The organism is Microbacterium sp. NPDC056569 (assembly GCF_042793475.1).
Classification (GTDB): Bacteria; Actinomycetota; Actinomycetes; order Actinomycetales; family Microbacteriaceae; genus Microbacterium.
On record NZ_JBHTUV010000011.1, the window covers coordinates 100,699 to 119,606 of the forward strand.

The 18,908-nt window shown below is 65.9% G+C and carries 20 protein-coding genes and 1 tRNA gene; 11 read left to right on the forward strand and 10 right to left on the reverse strand.

The annotated features are described in order from the left end of the window. Nucleotides 1-42: 42 nt before the first annotated feature. Both ACFQ7C_RS14045 and ACFQ7C_RS14050 read right to left on the reverse strand, forming a co-directional pair. The gene (locus tag ACFQ7C_RS14045) at nt 43-1,086 is read right to left on the reverse strand and encodes a hypothetical protein (protein ID WP_378902149.1); all 1,044 of its coding nucleotides are present in this window, start codon (nt 1,084-1,086) and stop codon (nt 43-45) included. A gap of 235 nt (nt 1,087-1,321) precedes the next feature. After that, on the reverse strand, nt 1,322-1,906 hold the full coding sequence (locus ACFQ7C_RS14050; protein ID WP_378902152.1) for a hypothetical protein: 585 nt from the start codon (nt 1,904-1,906) through the stop codon (nt 1,322-1,324). Between the two features lie 760 nt (nt 1,907-2,666). Between ACFQ7C_RS14050 and ACFQ7C_RS14055 the strand changes: the two genes are divergently transcribed. The 4 genes from ACFQ7C_RS14055 (at nt 2,667) to ACFQ7C_RS14070 (ending at nt 6,212) form a co-directional block, all read left to right on the forward strand. Then, on the forward strand, nt 2,667-2,987 hold the full coding sequence (locus tag ACFQ7C_RS14055) for a hypothetical protein (RefSeq protein ID WP_378902155.1): 321 nt from the start codon (nt 2,667-2,669) through the stop codon (nt 2,985-2,987). Nucleotides 2,988-4,110: 1,123 nt separating this feature from the next. Beyond that, nucleotides 4,111-4,455, forward strand: coding sequence for a DUF2750 domain-containing protein (locus tag ACFQ7C_RS14060; protein ID WP_378902158.1), 345 nt, complete (start codon nt 4,111-4,113; stop codon nt 4,453-4,455). Nucleotides 4,456-4,506: 51 nt separating this feature from the next. Continuing rightward, complete coding sequence (locus ACFQ7C_RS14065) at nt 4,507-5,580, forward strand: hypothetical protein (RefSeq protein ID WP_378902161.1); 1,074 nt, start codon at nt 4,507-4,509, stop codon at nt 5,578-5,580. 191 nt (nt 5,581-5,771) lie between these two features. Then, a complete protein-coding gene (locus tag ACFQ7C_RS14070) occupies nt 5,772-6,212 on the forward strand; it encodes a hypothetical protein (RefSeq protein ID WP_378902164.1) in 441 nt (146 codons plus the stop codon). A 172-nt stretch (nt 6,213-6,384) separates the two neighbouring features. On the opposite strand, the gene ACFQ7C_RS14075 is transcribed toward ACFQ7C_RS14070, so the two are convergent. Beyond that, nucleotides 6,385-8,991: a DUF4062 domain-containing protein gene (locus ACFQ7C_RS14075; RefSeq protein WP_378902167.1), complete on the reverse strand. Its 2,607-nt coding sequence runs from the start codon at nt 8,989-8,991 to the stop codon at nt 6,385-6,387. 142 nt (nt 8,992-9,133) lie between these two features. Beyond that, nucleotides 9,134-9,439, reverse strand: coding sequence for an NIPSNAP family protein (locus ACFQ7C_RS14080; RefSeq protein ID WP_378902170.1), 306 nt, complete (start codon nt 9,437-9,439; stop codon nt 9,134-9,136). Nucleotides 9,440-9,724: 285 nt separating this feature from the next. Here ACFQ7C_RS14080 and ACFQ7C_RS14085 point away from each other — a divergent pair, with 285 nt between their 5' ends. Next, on the forward strand, nt 9,725-10,141 hold the full coding sequence (locus ACFQ7C_RS14085) for a hypothetical protein (protein ID WP_378902173.1): 417 nt from the start codon (nt 9,725-9,727) through the stop codon (nt 10,139-10,141). Between the two features lie 284 nt (nt 10,142-10,425). On the opposite strand, the gene ACFQ7C_RS14090 is transcribed toward ACFQ7C_RS14085, so the two are convergent. Further along, nucleotides 10,426-11,037 carry a hypothetical protein gene (locus ACFQ7C_RS14090; RefSeq protein WP_378902176.1) on the reverse strand — a complete coding sequence of 204 codons (612 nt, stop codon included), beginning with the start codon at nt 11,035-11,037 and terminating at the stop codon, nt 10,426-10,428. Between the two features lie 479 nt (nt 11,038-11,516). On the opposite strand from ACFQ7C_RS14090, the gene ACFQ7C_RS14095 reads away from it, so the two are divergent. The 3 genes from ACFQ7C_RS14095 (at nt 11,517) to ACFQ7C_RS14105 (ending at nt 13,074) form a co-directional block, all read left to right on the forward strand. Next, nucleotides 11,517-11,945, forward strand: coding sequence for a nitroreductase family deazaflavin-dependent oxidoreductase (locus tag ACFQ7C_RS14095; protein ID WP_378902179.1), 429 nt, complete (start codon nt 11,517-11,519; stop codon nt 11,943-11,945). Next, nucleotides 11,945-12,538 (forward strand): ester cyclase, encoded by a 594-nt coding sequence (locus tag ACFQ7C_RS14100; protein WP_378902464.1) that lies wholly within the window; start codon nt 11,945-11,947, stop codon nt 12,536-12,538. The genes ACFQ7C_RS14095 and ACFQ7C_RS14100 overlap by 1 nt, the downstream gene beginning before the upstream one ends. Before the next feature lie 137 nt (nt 12,539-12,675). Continuing rightward, complete coding sequence (locus tag ACFQ7C_RS14105) at nt 12,676-13,074, forward strand: GNAT family N-acetyltransferase (protein ID WP_378902182.1); 399 nt, start codon at nt 12,676-12,678, stop codon at nt 13,072-13,074. A gap of 198 nt (nt 13,075-13,272) precedes the next feature. Here the strand turns inward: ACFQ7C_RS14105 and ACFQ7C_RS14110 are convergent, their stop codons facing one another. From ACFQ7C_RS14110 to ACFQ7C_RS14120, 3 genes are all read right to left on the reverse strand, one after another. Continuing rightward, on the reverse strand, nt 13,273-14,043 hold the full coding sequence (locus tag ACFQ7C_RS14110) for a nucleotidyl transferase AbiEii/AbiGii toxin family protein (RefSeq protein WP_378902185.1): 771 nt from the start codon (nt 14,041-14,043) through the stop codon (nt 13,273-13,275). After that, a complete protein-coding gene (locus tag ACFQ7C_RS14115) occupies nt 14,036-14,686 on the reverse strand; it encodes a type IV toxin-antitoxin system AbiEi family antitoxin domain-containing protein (RefSeq protein WP_378902188.1) in 651 nt (216 codons plus the stop codon). The genes ACFQ7C_RS14110 and ACFQ7C_RS14115 overlap by 8 nt, the downstream gene beginning before the upstream one ends. 147 nt (nt 14,687-14,833) lie before the next feature. Further along, a complete protein-coding gene (locus ACFQ7C_RS14120; protein ID WP_378902191.1) occupies nt 14,834-15,058 on the reverse strand; it encodes a helix-turn-helix transcriptional regulator in 225 nt (74 codons plus the stop codon). Between the two features lie 115 nt (nt 15,059-15,173). Here ACFQ7C_RS14120 and ACFQ7C_RS14125 point away from each other — a divergent pair, with 115 nt between their 5' ends. Both ACFQ7C_RS14125 and ACFQ7C_RS14130 read left to right on the forward strand, forming a co-directional pair. Next, the gene (locus tag ACFQ7C_RS14125; protein WP_378902194.1) at nt 15,174-15,746 is read left to right on the forward strand and encodes a hypothetical protein; all 573 of its coding nucleotides are present in this window, start codon (nt 15,174-15,176) and stop codon (nt 15,744-15,746) included. 9 nt (nt 15,747-15,755) lie between these two features. Continuing rightward, on the forward strand, nt 15,756-16,880 hold the full coding sequence (locus tag ACFQ7C_RS14130; protein ID WP_378902197.1) for a tyrosine-type recombinase/integrase: 1,125 nt from the start codon (nt 15,756-15,758) through the stop codon (nt 16,878-16,880). A 24-nt stretch (nt 16,881-16,904) separates the two neighbouring features. Here the strand turns inward: ACFQ7C_RS14130 and ACFQ7C_RS14135 are convergent. Continuing rightward, nucleotides 16,905-16,980 (reverse strand) — tRNA-Arg (locus tag ACFQ7C_RS14135). A 44-nt stretch (nt 16,981-17,024) separates the two neighbouring features. Then, nucleotides 17,025-17,849, reverse strand: a complete 825-nt coding sequence (locus ACFQ7C_RS14140) for an SGNH/GDSL hydrolase family protein (protein WP_378902200.1) — start codon at nt 17,847-17,849, stop codon at nt 17,025-17,027. Between the two features lie 161 nt (nt 17,850-18,010). On the opposite strand from ACFQ7C_RS14140, the gene ACFQ7C_RS14145 reads away from it, so the two are divergent. Beyond that, nucleotides 18,011-18,865: a transglutaminase family protein gene (locus ACFQ7C_RS14145; protein WP_378902203.1), complete on the forward strand. Its 855-nt coding sequence runs from the start codon at nt 18,011-18,013 to the stop codon at nt 18,863-18,865. Nucleotides 18,866-18,908 lie beyond the last annotated feature (43 nt).

Genomic DNA, 18,908 nt, shown 5'->3' on the forward strand with positions numbered 1-18,908 from the left:
ACGTGCTGTCGGACAAATGGGCGGGCGGCCTTGCCTGGGCGCTCAGCCGGACTGATCGGAGGAGTTCGCGCGATCGCGGACGGGCGCAGGAGTTAGTCGCGCCAATGAACGGCGGATGCCCGCGCGGAGTCGCGCTGGCATCCCTTGATGGTTCTTGAGCGCCCCCAGTGCGCGCAGGGTTGAGGACTCGATCTCACCAGACACGATGGCGTCGACGAGTATGTCGTTGGCTTCGCCAAACTTCTGCATTGACCGTGCAACGAATCCGAAGAACAAGAAGATGATCGCAAAGACCGCCAATGGAATGATCAGTGCGCTGACCCATGATTCGAGCTCGCCAAATTGTACGTAGGTGAGGCATGCGGCGAGGATCGCGCAGAGCGGGAGCGCTATGGATATCCGGAACTCGGCTTCGGCCTGGAGCCGGTCGAACTCGTCGTAGTCCTCGGCGCTCGCTTTTCGAAGCGATCGCGCGTTCTGTTCGAAGTCCGATACAACGTCGCGACTGACCAGTTGGAGGGAATGGGGCTCGCCAATCCATTCCCAGAACGAAGCAGCCGAGGAATCTTCGATGCCCCGCCTCTGGCGATGAATGTCCCAGCTGACCGCGAGTGCAGGTGCGATCTCGATAACCTGATCGGGCATGACGCCACGTCGGGCAAGTTCGTTGAGTTCCGCTCTCACCTTCGCCTCGAGTGCGCTCCCGCTTGAAGGGCTTAGGGCGACGCCGACTCGCTTCCACATCTCGGGGAAGTGTTGCCGAGCGCCCGGCACCAGTCGATCCAGAATCTCTTTGGGATAGAGGGCCAGCACGGTGGGCCAGATATACCCCGAAGCGCGGAAGAGGCTGCGGGCGCGAAAAGTGGTCATCACTCCGATGATGTAAGCGATAAAGGATGCTGCGGCAATCAGCGCTGCGGAACCCAACACGAGAAATGCTCGGTTGAGTTCATGGAGAAGGCCGGTCGCCGAAGACGGATCCGGAATGTACCGCGCGAGCGCCAGCCACAGAAATGTCAACCAGAGGAATCCAGTCGCCAGCGGAACTCGTACGTCGCGCAATCCCGGCAGAATCGTCGCCAACATCGTGGTCCCTCCCACCTTCCCCAGGCTGCTCTGCGCAGTTACGGATCCCGCTGGTGAGAATGTATCTGGCTCATTTGGACCAAGTCCACAGGTGCGGGACCCGCCTGCTTGCGGCGGCGGCCTCGGGGATCCACGGATTCCTGGAGGAACTGCCTCCAACAGCTCAGACCGGCACCGATACTTCCGCGAGCCAACTTCCCGTGCACGCCGAAGGACCGGGAAACGTGCCCCGTAATCAGTCTTGCGCTGTGGCGCTATCGATGGCTGTCGCGGCCGTCCGTAGGCGTTGGACCCCGAGCCAGTCGTTCAAGGCGAACGCCTGTCTACGAGCGGTCGAGCGCCAGGTCACGGTGCCTCCTAGGGTTATCGAGCGGTCATCAACCGTTGAAAGCCGAAGGTGGCCAGGCTCCAAAGCGCCGCCGGCGACCGGCCAGCCCGCCACGTAGAGCCACCCCGTGTATGAGTCCGCGTTCCACCTGCTCATGTCGACCTTGTTCAATCGCCGGGTGCGCCACCAAGACCGCACAATGACGCCGTCATCTCCCACGTAAACGCCGATCCACGGGAACCTCACCCATGCCCACGCGTAGACCAAGAGCAGCGGCGCGGCCGCCATGATCCACGCAACGCTGTTCTCCTGTAGTCCGAGAAGCAGAAGCGCGACGGCCCCCGTGCCGCAGATAGCCGTGGACGCCGCCAGGATTAAAGCACGACCAGCGCGACCCGTCGGCGGGACCACGGAATACCCGGAGCCGCGCGTCGGACGCACGACCGCGCGGTCCGCGCGTGCGAGGCGGGGGAACGCATCAGGGGTTGGCACGAATACATCTTCCCCTGCTGGCATCGGGGCTGCCTCTCCCCGAGTACCCATAGCGCCCGAGCCCGCCCGCTGGTCGACCGACTTGCGGGCGCTGATTGCCCCGCCCACGACGCTCCGCTATCGCATACTTGTCGAATGAGCCTCCGTCGCGGCGATGACTCCCGCGCTACGCGCCGCCGGAAGCGCCAGCGCCGTGAACAGTGGGCGCAGGTCAAGCCGAGATCCTGGGACGACTACCGGTGGCTCGGCTGGGTTGGAGCCATTTCACTGGGTGTTCCTCGTCGTGTTCTACGGTGTTGGCCTTCTCCTCGGTGGCACGTTCGAGTGGCGCTGAGCCATCGCGACGTCTGGTTGGAATCCGCTCGTTGGCCGGCGACATCGTCTCCTGAACGACCCGCAACCGCACGCACGCCGACCGGCACGCCACGTACCCGAACGCGCGTCATCCTCGCGCGGACCGGTGATCGCGCGGTAGGGCTGCGGCTGCGTTCATACTTGATCAATGACCCCGCGGCGAGACAGCGCCCCTCGCGCACAAGCCGGCGCTCGTCGAGGTCCGGCTGAGGCGGTCCTCGCGCGGACTCATGAGGGAATGGCCGTCACGGTGCCAGGCTCACGGACGATCTTTCGGACCAGGGCGATCGCTGTGGGCTTTGCGTTGTGGGTGTGCTGGTCAGCGGTTCTCTACTGGGTACTCGCTCTGTGGGGCGGGCCCGTCGCCGTGGCGATCGCGGCCGTGTTGGCGTGCTGGAATGTGCTGATGGTCTACCTCGCCGTGCGTTCGTTCTTCGTTCGTCTTGAGATCACCGATGATCATCTCCTGGTCCATGGTTGGTTCCGGAATCGCAGCTTCGCGCGCGAACAGGTGCGCCGCGTTGACCACGTGCGTGGCCCGATCCCGTTGGCAGTCGCGGTGAGTATGGGGGTTCGAGCGATCCCGCAGAGTTGGTTCCTTGTCTTGACCACGTCCGGTGATCCATCGCTCGCACTCGACTCCACTCTCGCGAGGTACTCGGACTCCAACCGTCAGATCAATGCTCTGCGTTCATGGCTCACCCGCGAGGGCCGCGGCGCCCAATGATCGCCCTCGTCGTCGGTACCTGGCGAATCAAGTGTCGAACGGGCGAGGACGGCCAGACAGACAGGATCGGAGCGCGCCGGGAGGCGCCTCAGCGCGCGTAGCGGCGAACCGCGCGTCTTGACCGGACGAGAGAACCACTTCACGCACATTGGTGCCGCGTGCGTTGATTAGGGTCAGCTCGAGGGAGGGCGCATGGGTCGACGATCGGAACTCGCCGATGCTGGTGATGGCATAACGGGACATTTCATGCTCAACGGTTCGTGGAATACCGAATGGCAGTTCGCGCATGTCGGCCGAGCTCTGCGAGCGGGAGACGGGAGCACCTTCACCATCGATCTGCTAGACGCCACGGTTTCGCCTCCGTCCTCACACCTCGCCCCACTCGCCACCGAGCTGCAGCGCGATCTCCAACGCCACCTCGCCGCGCGTTCCATCCCAACCGACTGGGTCGCCGCGGCAACTTTCGGGGTCACCCATCGGTGATTGGACCGCCGGACGGGATGGTCTCGTTCGATCCAGAGTCGTGACCCCCGACGATCGCGGCGGCGAGCACACCTCCGCCCGCCGAGGTGGACTGTACGTCCCGCGCGATGGACTTCTCGGCCGTCTGCTCAAGCGGATCCGCCGCTAGACGATCGCTGAGAGCGAGCTGCGCATGATCAGCGACCGTAACTGAACGCAGTCTGGCCGGCCCGCCACGTACCTCCAGCGCGCGTCGCCCTGGTGCGGACCCGCCACCGGTCGACTCCGCCGGAATCGAGGAGTGCCGCTACGCGGCCGAATTCAGCGCGCTCGACGACCCTGTGAGGTCATACATGTTGGAGGCGTACCGTCCGGGGATGAACCGACAATCATCCTCACAGGAGCCCCACGCCGAGCAGATCGCGCAGCATCACGATGCCGGGCCTCCGGCAGATGAGTCGACGCAAGGTCACGTTCAACGGGGCCGTTCTCTCAAACCCCGACACATCGCATCTCGGCAGCCGTCACGCTGACACCGGGCCGTCACACGTGGTCGACGCGAGCGCGGCACATTCTGTGCCCTTCGACCGACCGGCCATCTAACGCCTGCCACGGTTGACGGTAGCTTCGAGGCTTTCACGTCAACGCTAGGGTTTGGGCCATGAGCACGAGTGCCGCGCAGGCCGCCGCCTTCTTCACGGAACTCGGTGCCGACGGTTCAGTCTGGACAATCGAGGACGATGCGGGCATTCCGGCCCCAGTTGGAGCGACTGGCGAGCGCGCCATGCCGTTCTGGTCTCGGAAGAGCCGAGCGCTTAGCGTCATCGCGACTGCTCCGGCGTATGCAGGTTTTCGTCCCCGACAGATTTCACGCGCGGAGTTCGAATCCAGGTGGTTGCCGGGTCTCGCCGAAGACGGACTGCTGATCGGTGTCAACTGGGCCGGAGAGCGGGCTACCGGCTACGAGCTCTCCGTGGACGACTTCCTCGCACGGCTGCCCGCCTGAGGACCCGGTTGCGGGCGCAGGATCGGGTAGCGCGTCATGTGACACTTGTGCGTGGCCATTTCTGACCAGGCGCCGGCCGAGACGCCTCCCACGCGCCGATCCCGTCGATCGCGCCGCTCTGACCAGGGGCAACGCTGGTCGACGTTGCGTTATGTGGGTCTCTGGGCATCGCGCCGCACCGTCGCGGCGGTGTGGCCGGGAATCACATTCGTTTTGACCATGGCGTTGATCGTTGTCGGGCTAGTGATGGGTGAGCAGCCTCCGGGGATCATCTGGATCGCGGGAGTGTCGGGCCTGCTGGTCCTCGCGTTCTGGGGTGCGGCGTTCGTCGCCTCGCTCCGCCTGCACCGGCTGTGGGGACTTCTCGATTCGTATGTGGCACAGCACGGCGGCCGGGTGCAGACGTTGAGATACTCCTCGCAGCCGTCCGAGATTCTCTCCGCCCGAGGAGAAGGCGGGCTCTCCCGCACCACCCTCACCCTCCTCTCCGGCACCAGGATCGGCGACTGGGAATACGTCAGAGAGTGGAATGGGCGACACACTCGATCCGCCTACGTGTGGGGATACGTCGCCATCCCCCTAACCAACAGCGTGCCCCACATCGTTCTCGACTCGCGGCGAAACCAGCGCGTCACCGCCATCGGCGCGGGCGTGACTCTCACCCGGTCCCAGGTCCTGTCGCTCGAAGGCGACTTCGACCGGCACTTCACCGTGTACTGCCCCGACGGGTACGGCGCAGACGCCCTCTACTTCCTCACCCCCGACGTGATGGCCGACCTCGTCGACACCGCACATGAGTGGGATGTGGAGTTCATCGACGACCAGGTCGTCTTCTTCCGACCCGGCCCCATCCTGCACGCCACCGACACCGCCATTGACGAACTCGTCGCCCTGGCACGCTCCTGGGAACTGCGAGCACGCAACTGGTCGCGTTGGCGAGACCAGCGCCTGGGCTCCGCGCCCGCGGTCGACTCCACGGGCCAGCTGATAAGCGCCCCCTCCGGCGTACACGAATCCGGGGTCCGCCTAAATGACACCCGACTCCTGACAATTGGAGCGATTGCGTTCATCCTGCTCATTGCCGGGTTGTACGCATACACCGTCCTCGACATGATCCAGCGCTGAAAGCTATGCGGCCGCCAACGCACCGCCAAACAGCGCGCTCAGGGACCGCTCAGCGATCGCCGCGGGGCGGCAGTTTGGGCCCCCGCGTGGGCACCTTCCCGAGAGTTCCAACTCGTCGTACGGTGAACTGTCGAACGCTGATCCCAGGCGTTGCTCGGAGCCGGGGCCGCGCGCTCGGGAAGGACGACGCCATGCGACTCGAGCCTTTGTATCGGCTCCGCTTCGACTACCCCGATGCGTGGAGTGCCGAACTGGAGGGCGGCTGGCAGCAGCACTACTTCCTCGCCGAGGGGACCTGCCACGGCACGATGTCCGGACGATTTCGCGGCTCGAACTACCCCTTACGGCGCACTCCTGATGGCCCATTCCAACCCGACATGCGAGGGGTCATCGAGACGGACGACGCTGCCACGATCATGCTCGAGTGCCACGGCTACGGTCGCGCCTACCCGATCGGGCGGCGGCAGATCGTCGGCACCATCCTGCACCTGAGCGACGCGCCGCAGTACCGCCGCCTGAACGACGCGGTCTGCGTGTGCGTCGGCGAAGTGCGCACTCTTGCTGATGGACCTGATCCGCGCACTGAGCTCGTACTCGAGGTCGCCGAACTCACCTGGGAACCGATCGACTAGCTTCCACAGCTCCGCACGATCAGCGGTCGGCCATCACAGTACGACGAGTTTCGTCGATCTTGGGGGCTGTTGATTTCCGCCACTACCAACTTGCGCGTGCGACCCGCGGGGCTAGCCGGTGCCTCCCTGCGCGCTGGCGCTGGGCAGCACAGAAAATCCAGTGGGAAGGCGTTCAGGCAAATGCGGCGAGCTGTGTGCCGCGCACCATGCTGAACGCGAGCGCGACGACGTCGTCGAGATCGGCGTTCCGGCCGTCTACCCGCCCTGCTTGGAACTGGGCTGCGTCCGAACCACCTCGTATTTCTTGGAGCGTCTTCGTATGGAATGTGTAGCGCCGGTTCCAGAACAACGCCTTGCGTACGCGCAACGCCTCCGCGGCACCGAAGAAGCGTCCTGCTGTTTCTGCATCGCCTTCCCGGGCTGAGGTGGCGAAGAAGCCCTCGAGGGAGAGCGCGATACCCTCCTCCGTTCCGATGTCGGTGGTGACGCGCAGTTGCTCGCCAAACCGATACTTCGCCTGTCCGAGGTTGCCCGTCTGCACATCTATCCAGCCCAGGTGGTAATGGGCAACGCTCTCAAGAAACAGGTCGTCGATCTCGCGGCAACGAACTATGACTTGCTCAAACCGTCCGCGGGCGCCCGCAAAGTCGCGGCGAAGGAGCGCGAGGAACCCGAGCGTTGTCTCGGACATGTTCTGACCGAATGGGTCGCCGATCTGTTCCATCAGTGCGTAGGACTTCCGTGCATCGCGGACGGCACCGATGTAGTCGGGAATGCGTTTCGTCAGCCGGGCCGTCGCAAGCGTGAGGAGGACCAGGGCTTGTCCAAATCGGTCGCCTTCACGCCGAAATGTCTTGGCCGCCCGTGCTATTGGCCGCAACATGCGAACGGGTTCGAGCGATTGCCATGACGCAAGCGCGTGGCTGCACAGGGTGGCGATGGCGTTTGAGCGTGGGGATAAAGACTCTTTTGCTGCGAGCATCTCCGTGCCCCACGCGCGGGCCTCGATTAGTTGGCTTCCCATGAACCAGAACCAAAGCAGTGGCCAGAGGATTTCCGCCGCTTCGTCGAGTCGACGCGACTGAAGGAGATACTCGATGGCGGCTCGCAATTCATCGCGCTCGTCAACGAGCCTGGGCATCCAGAGCCGCTGTTCGGGCGTCACCAGTGCTGGGCCGGCCCGACTGGCGAGTTGAACGTAAAACCGAGCGTGAAGGTCTCGGGCTTCGTCGAGTTCGCCTCTGCCCTCCAGTTGCTCGCGAACGTACTCGCGGATCGGAACAGGCATCGTGTACCACGCGCGCTGTCCGTGATCTCGTTCTCGGATCAGGCTGCCCTCCACCAGCGCACTGACAGCGTCGAGCGCAGTCGTCTCGTCACCCTGCGCCATCCAAACCGCTGCCTCGAGCGCGAACCCTGTCGGAAAGACACCGAGTCGTAGCAGCAGTCGTCGTGCGTCGTCGCTGAGCAGACGGACACTCCACTCGATCGTCGCGCGGATCGTTCGTTGTCGTTCGGGGAGGTCGCGACCGCCGCCCGCCAGCAACGGGAGTGCATGGTCGAGCCGTTCCACCAGCGCACCGGGAGTCATGACTCTAAGGCGGGCGGCGGCGAGTTCCAGTGCCAACGGGACGCCGTCGAGAGCGGCGATGACCGCAGTGAGAGCCTCGGCGTTCCCGCTTGTCCGTTGGAAGTCCGGTTTACCCGCCCGCGCGCGCTCGACGAAGACTTGTTCCGCGGCCGCCGGCGCGAGCGGACCAAGTTCCATGAGGACCTCGCCGTCCACTCGCAAGGGAATCCGACTCGTGGCCAGGACCGAGGCAGCCGAATCATCAATGAGCGCACAGAGCTCGGGGGCCGCATCCACGACATGCTCGACGTTGTCGAGGAGTACGAGCATGCGGCGCTGGCCGAGCGACATCCGAACCGCCTCATTCAGCGAGTGGCCAGTGTCGCGAATCCCCAGCGCGTTCGCCACGGCTCCCATCGCGCGCCTGGCCTCACCCACCCGAGTCAGGTCGACGAACGCAATCCCGTCAGGAAATGACGTCTCGGCTGCCCGCGCAGCGGCTACCGCCAAACGGCTCTTACCGATCCCACCAGGACCGGTGACTGTGACCAGCCGTTCTCCCTCCGTCAGGACACGAGTGAGCCGATCCAGATCCCGTTCTCGCCCTCGCAACGTCGTTCGCGGCGACGGCAAGCCGATGAGCTCGGTCGATGCGACGTCCACCTCCGCTGCGGCCAGAGCCGGCCGCCGGAGGTCAGTGGTGTCGAAGCGTTCGGCCAGCAACGTGGCGAGGTCAGCCGTGACGAGGCCGGTGAGCTCCGCCCCATCAGTGAAGGCCATATACGACGCGCTATCGTCGTCGCGTATGCGGTCGAGCAAGCCGTCGAGGCGTCCGTCTCGGTGCTCGCTTGCCTTCAGGTAGATCAGCTTCGGAATGGCCGGGGCCAGGTTCCATTCGTCTTCGAGACCGGACACGACTTCGCCGGGAGCGACCCACCCATATTGCTCCCAGTAGATCCCGACGAAGATGTCGCTCTGCTCGAGGTACGCCCGATACAACGCCCGGGGCGGATGCGGGCGAGCCCCGAGCTCGAACATCACCGGGGCCATCGCCAGCCGCTCGATCGCTGCCCGTACCGCACGGCGTTCGGGCGCCAGTTCCTTCAGCGTCGAGCTGACGAAGACTCGGAGGCGTTGATCCGGAGTCCTAATGACGCCGGCAACCCGGCCCATGCTCATAGTTTCCGCCGCCGCCTCGTCGTCCAGCAAGTCCCCGACCTTACCGAGGAGCGGCCCCCTGCGAGACCATCGTGCACATTCCCGCGAACAGCGTCAGTGAAGGGCCGGTAACCGCACGCGCTCCGGCCCGTTCACAACAGGCCTCAACCGCGCAGCGACCGCAAGCGGACCGCTAAGCGAACACCGGCGAGAGGAACCGGCGCTCGTAGCGGCGGATACACCCGGTCCGTCGTGCAAGCTCGAATGCCTTCTGACACCCCGGGTCCGTCTTCGAGGTGTTCCGGTAGGCCTCATACTCGGCCAGCGACGGAAAGGTGAACAGCGCGAACGCTTCGTCGCTGTCGCCCTCGCTGGGCATGAAGTAGCCGTGGTGGGTTCCGCCGAGCTTGTTGACGAGGTGGATCCAGGCGCGGCCGTATTCGGTGAAGTCGTCGAGCTTGTCGGGGTCGATCTCATAGCGAAGATGAACAGTGATCATCGAGGGTCCTTTGCAATCAGGCGCTTCCGCGAGTCTTGTCGATGAGGAGGCTGCGCGACGACGATCGCGGTCCGTGTGCGAAGAGTGGCAGCGAGAGCGCGGAAAGTTGGCAGGCGAAGCGCGCTGTGCGACCCGCCACCGGTCGACTCCGTCGGAGGCTCCGAGTCCCGCTGCTCAGCCACGCACGGCCCGACAGACGACCCTAAACCGACAGCAGCGACCGGCATGAGAGCGGCCAAAGAGCTCGGCCGCTTCACTGTCGGGGATTGGCGCTAGCGTCGGTTCGTGATCGAGATTGCCCGAACCTGCCGCACGTCTCGTGCCTCGGCCTCGTTGTTCTTCGAGCGCTGGTGCGCTATCGAAACGCACCCCGAGTGGGCGCCGAGTATGGAGTACTTCAGGCTGTCAGAGCCCTTCGGCGTGGGGGCCCGCGGAGTACTGAAAGCGGTCGGTGGTCAAGAGTCGCCGTTCCGCATCACGACGGTGGGGCCGGGCTTTGTCTATGCCGACACCACCGAACTCGATGGGGCGGAGTTGACCGTGCACCACGAGGCCGTTGAAGGTCTCGACGGCACCGAGGTCACACTGTCTGCATGGCTCGACGGGCCAGGCGAAGCGCAACTGGCAAGCGGAATGTCTGCCGAGGTTCAGCACAGCCTTGAGCACGACCTGGCCGCGCTCGCAGCGCTGCTCGAGGGCTAGCATCCGTCGGCGAGCCACGCGATGGTACCCGCGGACGCGCAGACACGATTGCACGAGCGCTGCTGGTTCCTGAGCGCCCAGGAGACCGTCTCGGGTCGCCCATTCACGGACCGGCCCGCGGGCACGGGACATCCTCGGTCGCGACGCCTCTTATTTGCACGCCGGTCGTGATGAGCACTTGGCCAGCGTTGGAAACCGCACCGATGTAGCGGCGCGGGTCAATGTACGAAGCGACCACCCGATGCTCGGGGTCATAGATCGTGTCGGCACCCTCGGCGACCATGTCAGCAGCAATCCCCGCCGTAAAACTCGCCCCGGGTTGTCGGTCGGTACACGTCGACGACCCCGTCGTGGAGGATGAATCGGACGTTTTCCGTCAGCTCACCGGATGGCGGGATGGGGAGCAGGTTGGGGCCGAGGATGTAATCGGCGATGGTGTCGACAGAAGGCGCCGTGCACTCGAACACCGAGATGTGATTGTCCCCGACCACGGCGATGCAGCGCTTATTCTCCAGCTTGGTCGTGCTCCATATTTGCAGCGGCCCGTACGCGCCGTACGAGACGAAGTCCGCGACCGTCAAGTCATACCGCACAGGGACGTTGTCGTTGGCAGGGATGGACGCGCTCCCGGGTTGGCCCTGCGGTGTGAGTTGTGCGACCGGTTCGGGCTGGTTCGGCTCATCAACGACGAAGAAGCTGACGCCGATGGCTGCCGCCAGCACCAATACCGGGGTCATGGCCCAGAGCAGCATGCGGCGGCGGCGCCACCACGGTGCCGAGAGGGCTCCGTGGATGCGTTCGGAACCGGCGACCGGCACCCCGGCGGAGTCCTGCTCGATGACCGACCCTCCGTCACGCTCATGCTCGGTGGCGGCCCCGTCGACAGGCTGCGGCATCGATCTCCAAGCGGGGCGCGAGCCTTCGGGAGGCTCAGGGGCGGGGACGCTTTGCGAGACAGGGCCTCGGGGCGCTGCGGCCTCATCGACGACGGGTGCCCGCTCTCGACGTTGGACGGCCTCTAGTTCGGAAAGTCGAGCCTGAGCCGCCGCATCCCCCGCGATGTCGGCATTCGGTCCGTACGCGCGTCGTCGCAGGCGCTGCAACTCGTCCGATTCCTCGAAGTTGGCCGACCCTCGCGGCACACCCATGCCTGATTATCCGCCCCGGCACAATACCGGGAAAGGGGGCACCTGGGGAAGCGTGACGCTACCAAAGCGGGACTCGCCTGACGGCTTGAGCGCGGCGATCGAGCGCTCAACGACCCGCTCGCCACAGACTTGCCTTTGCTGCCGGCGACGTTGGCCGTCAGCGTTGCGCCCGGGAACTCTCACCGATCGTTAGGAATGTGCGCAGCAGTGAGATTGCTTCAACAGGTGTGGACAACGACGTCACCACCGCCCTGCACCGAAGTCAGCTCGTCGACCTGACAACGACCGGTCGCCGTAGCGGGCTACCTCGCCGCATCGAGATCTTCCTGCACGAGGAGGACGGCGTGCTGTTCATCACCGGGATGCCGCGTCGAGACCGCACCAGGGACTGGATCCACAACATCACCGCCGACCCCAACGTCATCGTGCACTTGAAGCAGGGCATCGAGGCCGACGTTCCTGCCATGGCGCGGGTCGTCACCGATCCTCACGAAGCTCGGCCGCTGATCGAGGCTGCCGCACGCCGGTGGCGCAGAGACGATGTCGACGAGATGATCGCGCACAGTCCCCTTATCGTGCTGACTCCGGCTACCGCGCCCGCCGCCTGGCCGCATAGCATCTGCCCCAGCATCCCCAGCGACGCTGAGCGACGGTGATGCGTGAGCTCCAGGACGCTAATCCGCGCCGGGGACTCATGGCCGACTTCCTTGCAGACGCCGCAGGCGCCGATCCGGAGCACAAGTGCCCCGTTGACGCGATCATCCGACTCGGGCCAGCCTGTGAACGAGCCATGCTCGTCATCACCCATTCGGATGGAGCTATTGCCGTGTCAATATCACAGCACGAGTCATTGATCCGGGACTACATCGAGGCCGTATTCAACCGGCATGAGCTGGATGATCTAGGAAAATACTGGGTAGAAGACCTTTCGTCTCATTGGATGGGTCAGGAGAGCCTGCACGGACTCCCCGCGTGGCGGGACGCGATGGCCGCCTTCTTCACTGCGTTTCCCGGCATCACATACACGCTGGAAGACCTGTTCGTCGCCGGCGACCGCAGCGTGTGGCGAGGCCACTGGCGCGGTACCCAGCGTGGCAACTGGGCAGGAATCGCCGCGTCTGGCAAGACGGCGGAGTGGAGCGCCATCATCATCGGCCGCTTCGCCGATGACAAGCTCAAGGAGGACTGGGTCGAGTACGACCGTCTCGGACTTTACCGACAACTAGGCGCCATCCCGCTCATCGGTTGACGGATAGCCGACCGCTCGCTGACCATCGGTTGCTCGCAACCGGGACAGCTACGCCTTCGCATACTCCTCGCCTGTGATCCGTGCGCTGAGTCGAGTCGCGTTCGCTTACGCTGAGTCGCTCACCGTAGCGTGGGTCGATGATCACTTACGTCGAAGGCGGCCCCGTCGATGATGTCGAGTTGAGTCGACTGCATGATCTCGCCTTCACCGGAATCCTCTCCGGCGACGTCAGGCCATGGTCTACGCGTCTGCGCACTTATAGCGTCGGCTGGGTCTGCGCCTACGCCGGCGGCGAGCTTTGCGGCTTTGTACACGCATGCTGGGACGGCGGCAGCCACACGTTCGTTCTGGACACGGCGGTCCTCCCTGACTTTCAGCGCCGAGGCATCGGAGGCGAATTGCTTCGCCGGCTCAGCACGCTCGCGCGACAAGCCGGCTGCGAATGGCTTCACGTCGACTACGAGTCACGCCTTGACGGCTTCTATGAGTCCGCGGGCTTCACCCCCACCCTCGCGCGCCTCCACCGACTCGCCTAGCGGAGCTGCATTCAACATCCCGCCACCCGAGGCGTCGAGCCCACCGGGCGACTGCCATCCGCCCGGTAGCCGACCGCCCTGCGCGCCGTCGCTCACTTGCGACAGCGTCTGCGCACGTGGCCTGATGCGCGCACACCGTCGTCGAGGAGGAGCCGCGTGACGAAGGCCGCGCCATGATCTTCGACTAGACCGTCGTCGTCATGACGAGAGCGCTGTGATCGCTTCTGTCACGACGTTCGCTGCGTGCTGCGGCGTCGTCGTGATGACGCACTGATGTGCGAGCGACGCCTCCCAGTCACGCTCGCTTGGCACTTCGGTGAAGGAGATTCTCGAGAGGGTCGTGTGTTGGCCGTAGCGGCAATAGAGCTCCGCGGCAGCCTCGTTGATCCAGCCCCTCTCGGCCAGAGCCCATAGGTCGTACAGGTCGCGTGGTGCGTGCCGGTCCTCCCAAGCGGTGAGCTTGGACGCGACGAACGCCGGCGGAGTGAGCACTTGGAGCCTCGCGGGCGGGGCGTCGCCGTACCGCTGCTCGAGGTCGACGAGCTGCCGCGGCCACGGCGGGTAACCCTCCGAGGTCAGCAGCTGCACCTGGATGCGCGTGCCATTCACGTCAAGGGTCGACGGCTGCGAGTGCGGCGCTTCACCGAGGGACGGGATGAACGTCACAGCGCCCAGGGTGCGCCGGAACCGGCGATGGATCTCCGCCTGGATCCGCGCGCCAATCTCACGCCGGTTGCCGAGTGCGATCAGGCCGATGTCCTCAGACAGCCGCAGCCCCGGCAGCAGCGTTCGAGCGAGTGCCGTCCCGCCGAAGAAGACGACGTCGCCCTGCGCGGCCGCTGCGATCGCTGCCAGCCCATGCGAGATGACGTGGTCGCGGACGACCTGCCGGGCGCCGACTCCGAACTGCTCCTCGACCGCGCGCCGCTCCTGCGGGTCGAGAACGCCGGGGATCGTCCGGTCAGGCAACGACGAGTCCATTCCTGAGGTCGCGGACCATGCCTCGCACGGCGTCGTTAGCCCGGCCGTGCCACTCGCAGATCTCTGCGAGATCATCGCCGCTTACCTGCCCGCGGAAATTCTGCGCGGCGTCACGAGCCGCCTCCGGCAGCTTGCCCTGGTTAGGCCTCATCAGCAGGTCGTACATCGTCTGGCGCGGCGTGGTGACCAGGCCCTCGCCGAGCTCGGTGTCCTCGAGCTGCGCCTCCACGCGGTCGAGGTCGCGAGGGATCATGTGCACGATGCCTCCGCCGTCGAGCTTCACCGGCTGTCGGAGCTCCGGCACCGCAACGGTCGTGACCGCGATCGCGCGCGGGATCGCCGTCCAGTGGCGCGCAGCGCCGAGGCCCATGAGGATGGCGTTGCGCTCTCCGAACCGAGCGGTTGCGACCGCCAGGCCGGCCGCCTCGATCGTCGGCTTCCAGGTGCGACCGTCCTCACCGGCCGGCGGCACCGTGTACACGCCCTTGGTGATCCGGGCGACTGCTCCCTGCTCGGCGAGCCGGTCGAGGGCGCGCCAGATGTTGCTGCCGAGCTCCTCGAGGTCCGCATAGCGCGCGGTCCGCATCGGAGCGCGCTCCACTCTGCGGAGCAGTTCCACGTCGGTCAGCATTCCACCACCTACTTTGTTTATCCCAGTATACGCACACGGTATACCTGGATAAAGTAAGTCACGACGTTGTCGGTGCAAGATCACGGGTTGCGACCGCTACGCCGTGCGGCGGGGCGCGGAACTGCGTACGGAGTCAACCGGGCCTGCTCAATCCCCATCGACGCTCGCCGCCGAGGCTGCGAGCCATTCCTCGAGCTCGTCGAGCGCGTAGACGACCTTGCGGCCGAGCTTGTAGTACTTGGGGCCTTTGTGTTCGTAGCGCCACATCGCGAGCGTGCCCTTGGTCACGACCGGTAGGAGCGCCGCGACCTGGTCGGGGCTCAGCAGCTGGTGGCTGAGTCTGGCCGAGTCGTCGCTGGCAAGAGTCGTCATGATTCACCGCACTTGCGTAATACCGAATGTGTTTGACATCAGAACACGCCTCAGCGAGACTGCTGGTCAAGAGGAACTGTGAAATAGCGCACCCAACATGCAAGATGGTGGGGTGGTGACGAAGGTGACGACGCTCGACGGCTCCAAAATGACCGAAGCCGCGATGACGGAGCGGATCGGCGATTCATTGCGGATCGCTCCCGCGTTCGCCGCCTCAGCGGTCAACGATGCGACTGGCATCGAGACGGCGCTCGAGGCCCATTACCGACGTGATGAGGGTCGCTACGTCGTGACGACCATCATCAACAAAGCGGTGCGGGACGACTTCGATCCCGAGGCGCTGCGGCGCACCGCAGTCTCCCCGATCCTGCAGACCGCCGTCCCCTGGTGCATGGCGATAGACCTCGAGCAGTGGGTCACCGTCGGTGACCTGACCGAGGGCGAAGGGCGCGTCATCCCGGACTTCATGGCACGAGAAGTCCTCAAGCGCGGAGCGGGAGATGCACGCATGGAAGTGATCCAGATCATCTACGGCGCGGCGGCCCTCGCCGGTCTCCCGCCGGTCAAGGCGGTACAGCACGAACTCCAGGTGCCACACCGCACCGCCTCGGACTGGATCATGAAGGCACGAAAGGGCGGCTGGCTCGAGGGCCTGAACTACGCAGTCGGCCGGCAGGCCGAGAGCTGATGCTGCACGATGGGCAGCGTCCACCCGTACGAGACCGCGAGCGGCGCGAAGCGCTACCGCATCTCATACCGGCGTCCGGACCACTCGCAGACCTCGGAGCGGGGATTCAAGACCAATCGGGACGCCGAGTTGCGGCTCGCGGAGCTGGAACTCTCCAAGTCTCGCGGCGAATACGTCAACCCGACGCACGCCCGCGTCACGGTCCGCGACCTCGGTCGCGAGTGGCTCAAGCAGAGAGAAGGCGTGCTGAAGCCGTCGTCGGTGAGACCGTTGCAATCGGCGTGGAAGAAGCACGTCGAGCCGCAATGGGGGAGCAGGACGCTCGCCAGCATTCGGCACTCGGAAGTGCAGGCCTGGGTGTCGAGCATCGCCGGGGGCTCCACCACCGTCCGGCGCGCACACGGGATCCTCGCCGGCATCCTCGACGCTGCCGTCAGCGACCGGCGAATCGGCCGTAACGTCGCTCGCGACGTCAAGCTGCCGTCGAAGTCCCGCGCCGCCGCTCGGCACTATCTGACTCATCCGCAGGTGCAGCTGCTCGCGGACAAGGCCCGACACCCGACCTTGGTGCTCTTCCTCGCCTACACGGGTCTGCGATGGGGCGAGGCGACCGCGCTTCGGGTGCGCCATCTCGATCCGGCCCGGCGCCGGGTGAAGGTCGAAGAGAACGCTGTGCTCGTCTCGTTCGAGGTGCATGTGGGTACGCCGAAGACGCACCGGTCGCGGTCCGTCCCGTATCCCGAGTTTCTGGCGACGCCACTCGACGTACTAGCCGCACGCAAAGCGTCTGAGGAGCTTCTGTTCGGCGATGGGCATCGGCACGTCAAACTGCCGGCCTCCCGAAATGGCTGGTTCACGCAAGCGGTGCGCGCAGCGCAAGCAGAGGACCCGACCTTCCCCCGCATCACGCCGCACGACCTCCGTCATACCGCTGCGTCGCTTGCCGTCAGCAGCGGTGCACATGTCAAAGCGGTGCAGCGGATGCGCGGACACGCCTCCGCTGCAATGACGCTCGACGTCTACGCGGACCTCTTCGACGACGATCTGGACGCCGTTGCGGCTGCTCTCGATCGCGCCAAGCGCGCCACAGATGTTGTCAAAGTGTTGTCACGAGAAAGGGATCGAGAGTCTTGATGACTCTCGATCCCTTGTCCCGACTGGTGCCCCCGACAGGAATCGAACCTGCGACCTTTGGTACCGGAAACCAACGCTCTATCCCCTGAGCTACGGAGGCGTGCCGATCGAGACTACCATCCGGGCGCGGCGAGCCCCGCCACGTCAGGGTGCGGGGGGAGTGTCGTCGAGGGGCGCGTCCGCGACGATCGCGGGCTGCTGCTCCATGCGCTCGATCGCCGTCGCGACGCGGTCGGCGAGATATGCGTGACCGTCGGTCGATGGGTGGTCGCGGCCGATCGGGCCGGTGTCGATCACGTCGAGGTAGTTGGCGTCGGTGATCCAGTCCTCGGCGATGGGGGAGATGTACCACCAGCCGCGCGCACCGGCGAGCTCGCCGAGGTCGGCGTCGATCCTGCGCGTCGCGTCCTGCACGGGCAGCACCTGGGGGGACGGGCCGAGGATCACGATCTCGGCGTCGGGGTAGCGCGCCTGGAGGGCATCCCAGGCGGCGGTGACAGCATCCCGATATCCCGTCGGATAGAGCCTGCGGTCGTTGATCGACCCTTCGACGATGACGACGTCGGGGTCGAGTGCCGGGTCGAGCGCGCCGATGCGCTCGCCGTAGGCGGGGCCGTCGATGCCGGGCTTGAGGTAGCCGCTGCCGCGCACCCCGTCGACGACGGTCTCGACGCCGAGCTCGTCGGCGAGCAGGTAGGCGAAGCCGAGGGTGGGCACGGTCGCCGCCGAGCCGTACACCCACGAGTCGCCGAACACGAGCACGCGCGCATCGTCGCCGAGCACGAGTGGCGCGGGAGGGACGGATGCTGCGACCGCCGCTTCTCCTTCGGCCACGGCCGCCGGGGCGACCGGCTCGGGTGCGCCCCATGGGCGCAGCACCGCCACCGCGCACACCGCGGCGACGGCCAGTGCGGCGCCCGTCAGGGGAAGCCACAGCCGCTGTGCTCGGGTGCGGCCGGGCGCGTGCATGGAAAGAGGGTAAGTCATGCCTGCGCGCAGGCGGCGCCCGAGCCGTCAACTGGGGAAAACAGGTGCCTGATCCTGAGCCTCGGGACCGCTTCCAGCACTCTCACGGCGGCCGTTGTGGAAGCCCGCACGAACGGGCCTCCGCGGCGTGCGAGGATACTTCGGTGCAACGCGTCGTGACCGCCCAGATGGACCTCGAATTGGGGGCATCCGTCGACCTCATCTTCCAGATCGCAGCCGCTCAGGCGGTGCCGATCTCGACTGAGCAGCTGACGTTCACACAGGGCGATCGCGTGTACACGCCGACGGAGATCGTCGACCAGTCGGGGAGCCGTCTGCACCGCCTCACGGGCGAGCCCGGACGCCTCGAGATCCGCTACGAGGCGACGGTCGACGGGCAGGCCGCGACCAGCCGCACGAGCGACCTCGAGGCCATCACCTACCTGCGCCCGAGCCGCTACGCCCAGTCCGACGAGGTGTTCCAGCAGGCGCGCCGCCAGTTCAAGGGGCTGTCGGGCCACGACCTCATCGCGGCCGTCTCGGAGTTCGTCTCGACGAGCACGACGTACACCCCGGGGCTCAGCCAGGGCACCGACAGCGCTGTGACGACGCTCATGACCGGCCAGGGCGTGTGCCGCGACTACGCGCACGTCGTGATCGCGCTGCTGCGCGCGATGGACATGCCCGCCCGCTACGCCGCCTGCTACGCGCCGGGACTCCGCCCGATGGACTTCCACGCCGTGGCCGAGGCCTACCTCGACGGCGCCTGGTACGTCATCGACGCGACGCGCCTCGCGAACCGCGCGTCGCTCGTGCGCATCGCGACCGGGCGCGACGCGGCCGACTGCGCGTTCCTCAGCTACCACGGCGGCTACGTCGGGCTGAAGCGGCTGCACGTCGACGCGTGGGTGGTGCCCGAAGCAGCGACCCTCGACGGGCTCGACACGCTGCCCGAGGTGCTGCCCGCAGCATCCGATCCCGCCGCCGACGACTTCGGCGCCCTGGTGCAGATCTCCTGACCCGGCAGGGGCGCGGCACCCCGCGCCCGTAGACTTGACGGGC

What these genes read in the sequence shown, in the direction of transcription:
- ACFQ7C_RS14045 (WP_378902149.1), bottom strand. Translation starts at nt 1,086, where the DNA reads ATGTTGGCGACGATTCTGCCGGGATTGCGCGACGTACGAGTTCCGCTG.
- ACFQ7C_RS14055 (WP_378902155.1), top strand. Translation starts at nt 2,667, where the DNA reads ATGGTCTACCTCGCCGTGCGTTCGTTCTTCGTTCGTCTTGAGATCACC.
- ACFQ7C_RS14060 (WP_378902158.1), top strand. Translation starts at nt 4,111, where the DNA reads ATGAGCACGAGTGCCGCGCAGGCCGCCGCCTTCTTCACGGAACTCGGT.
- ACFQ7C_RS14070 (WP_378902164.1), top strand. Translation starts at nt 5,772, where the DNA reads ATGCGACTCGAGCCTTTGTATCGGCTCCGCTTCGACTACCCCGATGCG.
- ACFQ7C_RS14080 (WP_378902170.1), bottom strand. Translation starts at nt 9,439, where the DNA reads ATGATCACTGTTCATCTTCGCTATGAGATCGACCCCGACAAGCTCGAC.
- ACFQ7C_RS14090 (WP_378902176.1), bottom strand. Translation starts at nt 11,037, where the DNA reads ATGCCGCAGCCTGTCGACGGGGCCGCCACCGAGCATGAGCGTGACGGA.
- ACFQ7C_RS14100 (WP_378902464.1), top strand. Translation starts at nt 11,945, where the DNA reads ATGCGTGAGCTCCAGGACGCTAATCCGCGCCGGGGACTCATGGCCGAC.
- ACFQ7C_RS14105 (WP_378902182.1), top strand. Translation starts at nt 12,676, where the DNA reads ATGATCACTTACGTCGAAGGCGGCCCCGTCGATGATGTCGAGTTGAGT.
- ACFQ7C_RS14115 (WP_378902188.1), bottom strand. Translation starts at nt 14,686, where the DNA reads ATGCTGACCGACGTGGAACTGCTCCGCAGAGTGGAGCGCGCTCCGATG.
- ACFQ7C_RS14120 (WP_378902191.1), bottom strand. Translation starts at nt 15,058, where the DNA reads ATGACGACTCTTGCCAGCGACGACTCGGCCAGACTCAGCCACCAGCTG.
- ACFQ7C_RS14130 (WP_378902197.1), top strand. Translation starts at nt 15,756, where the DNA reads ATGGGCAGCGTCCACCCGTACGAGACCGCGAGCGGCGCGAAGCGCTAC.
- ACFQ7C_RS14140 (WP_378902200.1), bottom strand. Translation starts at nt 17,849, where the DNA reads ATGCACGCGCCCGGCCGCACCCGAGCACAGCGGCTGTGGCTTCCCCTG.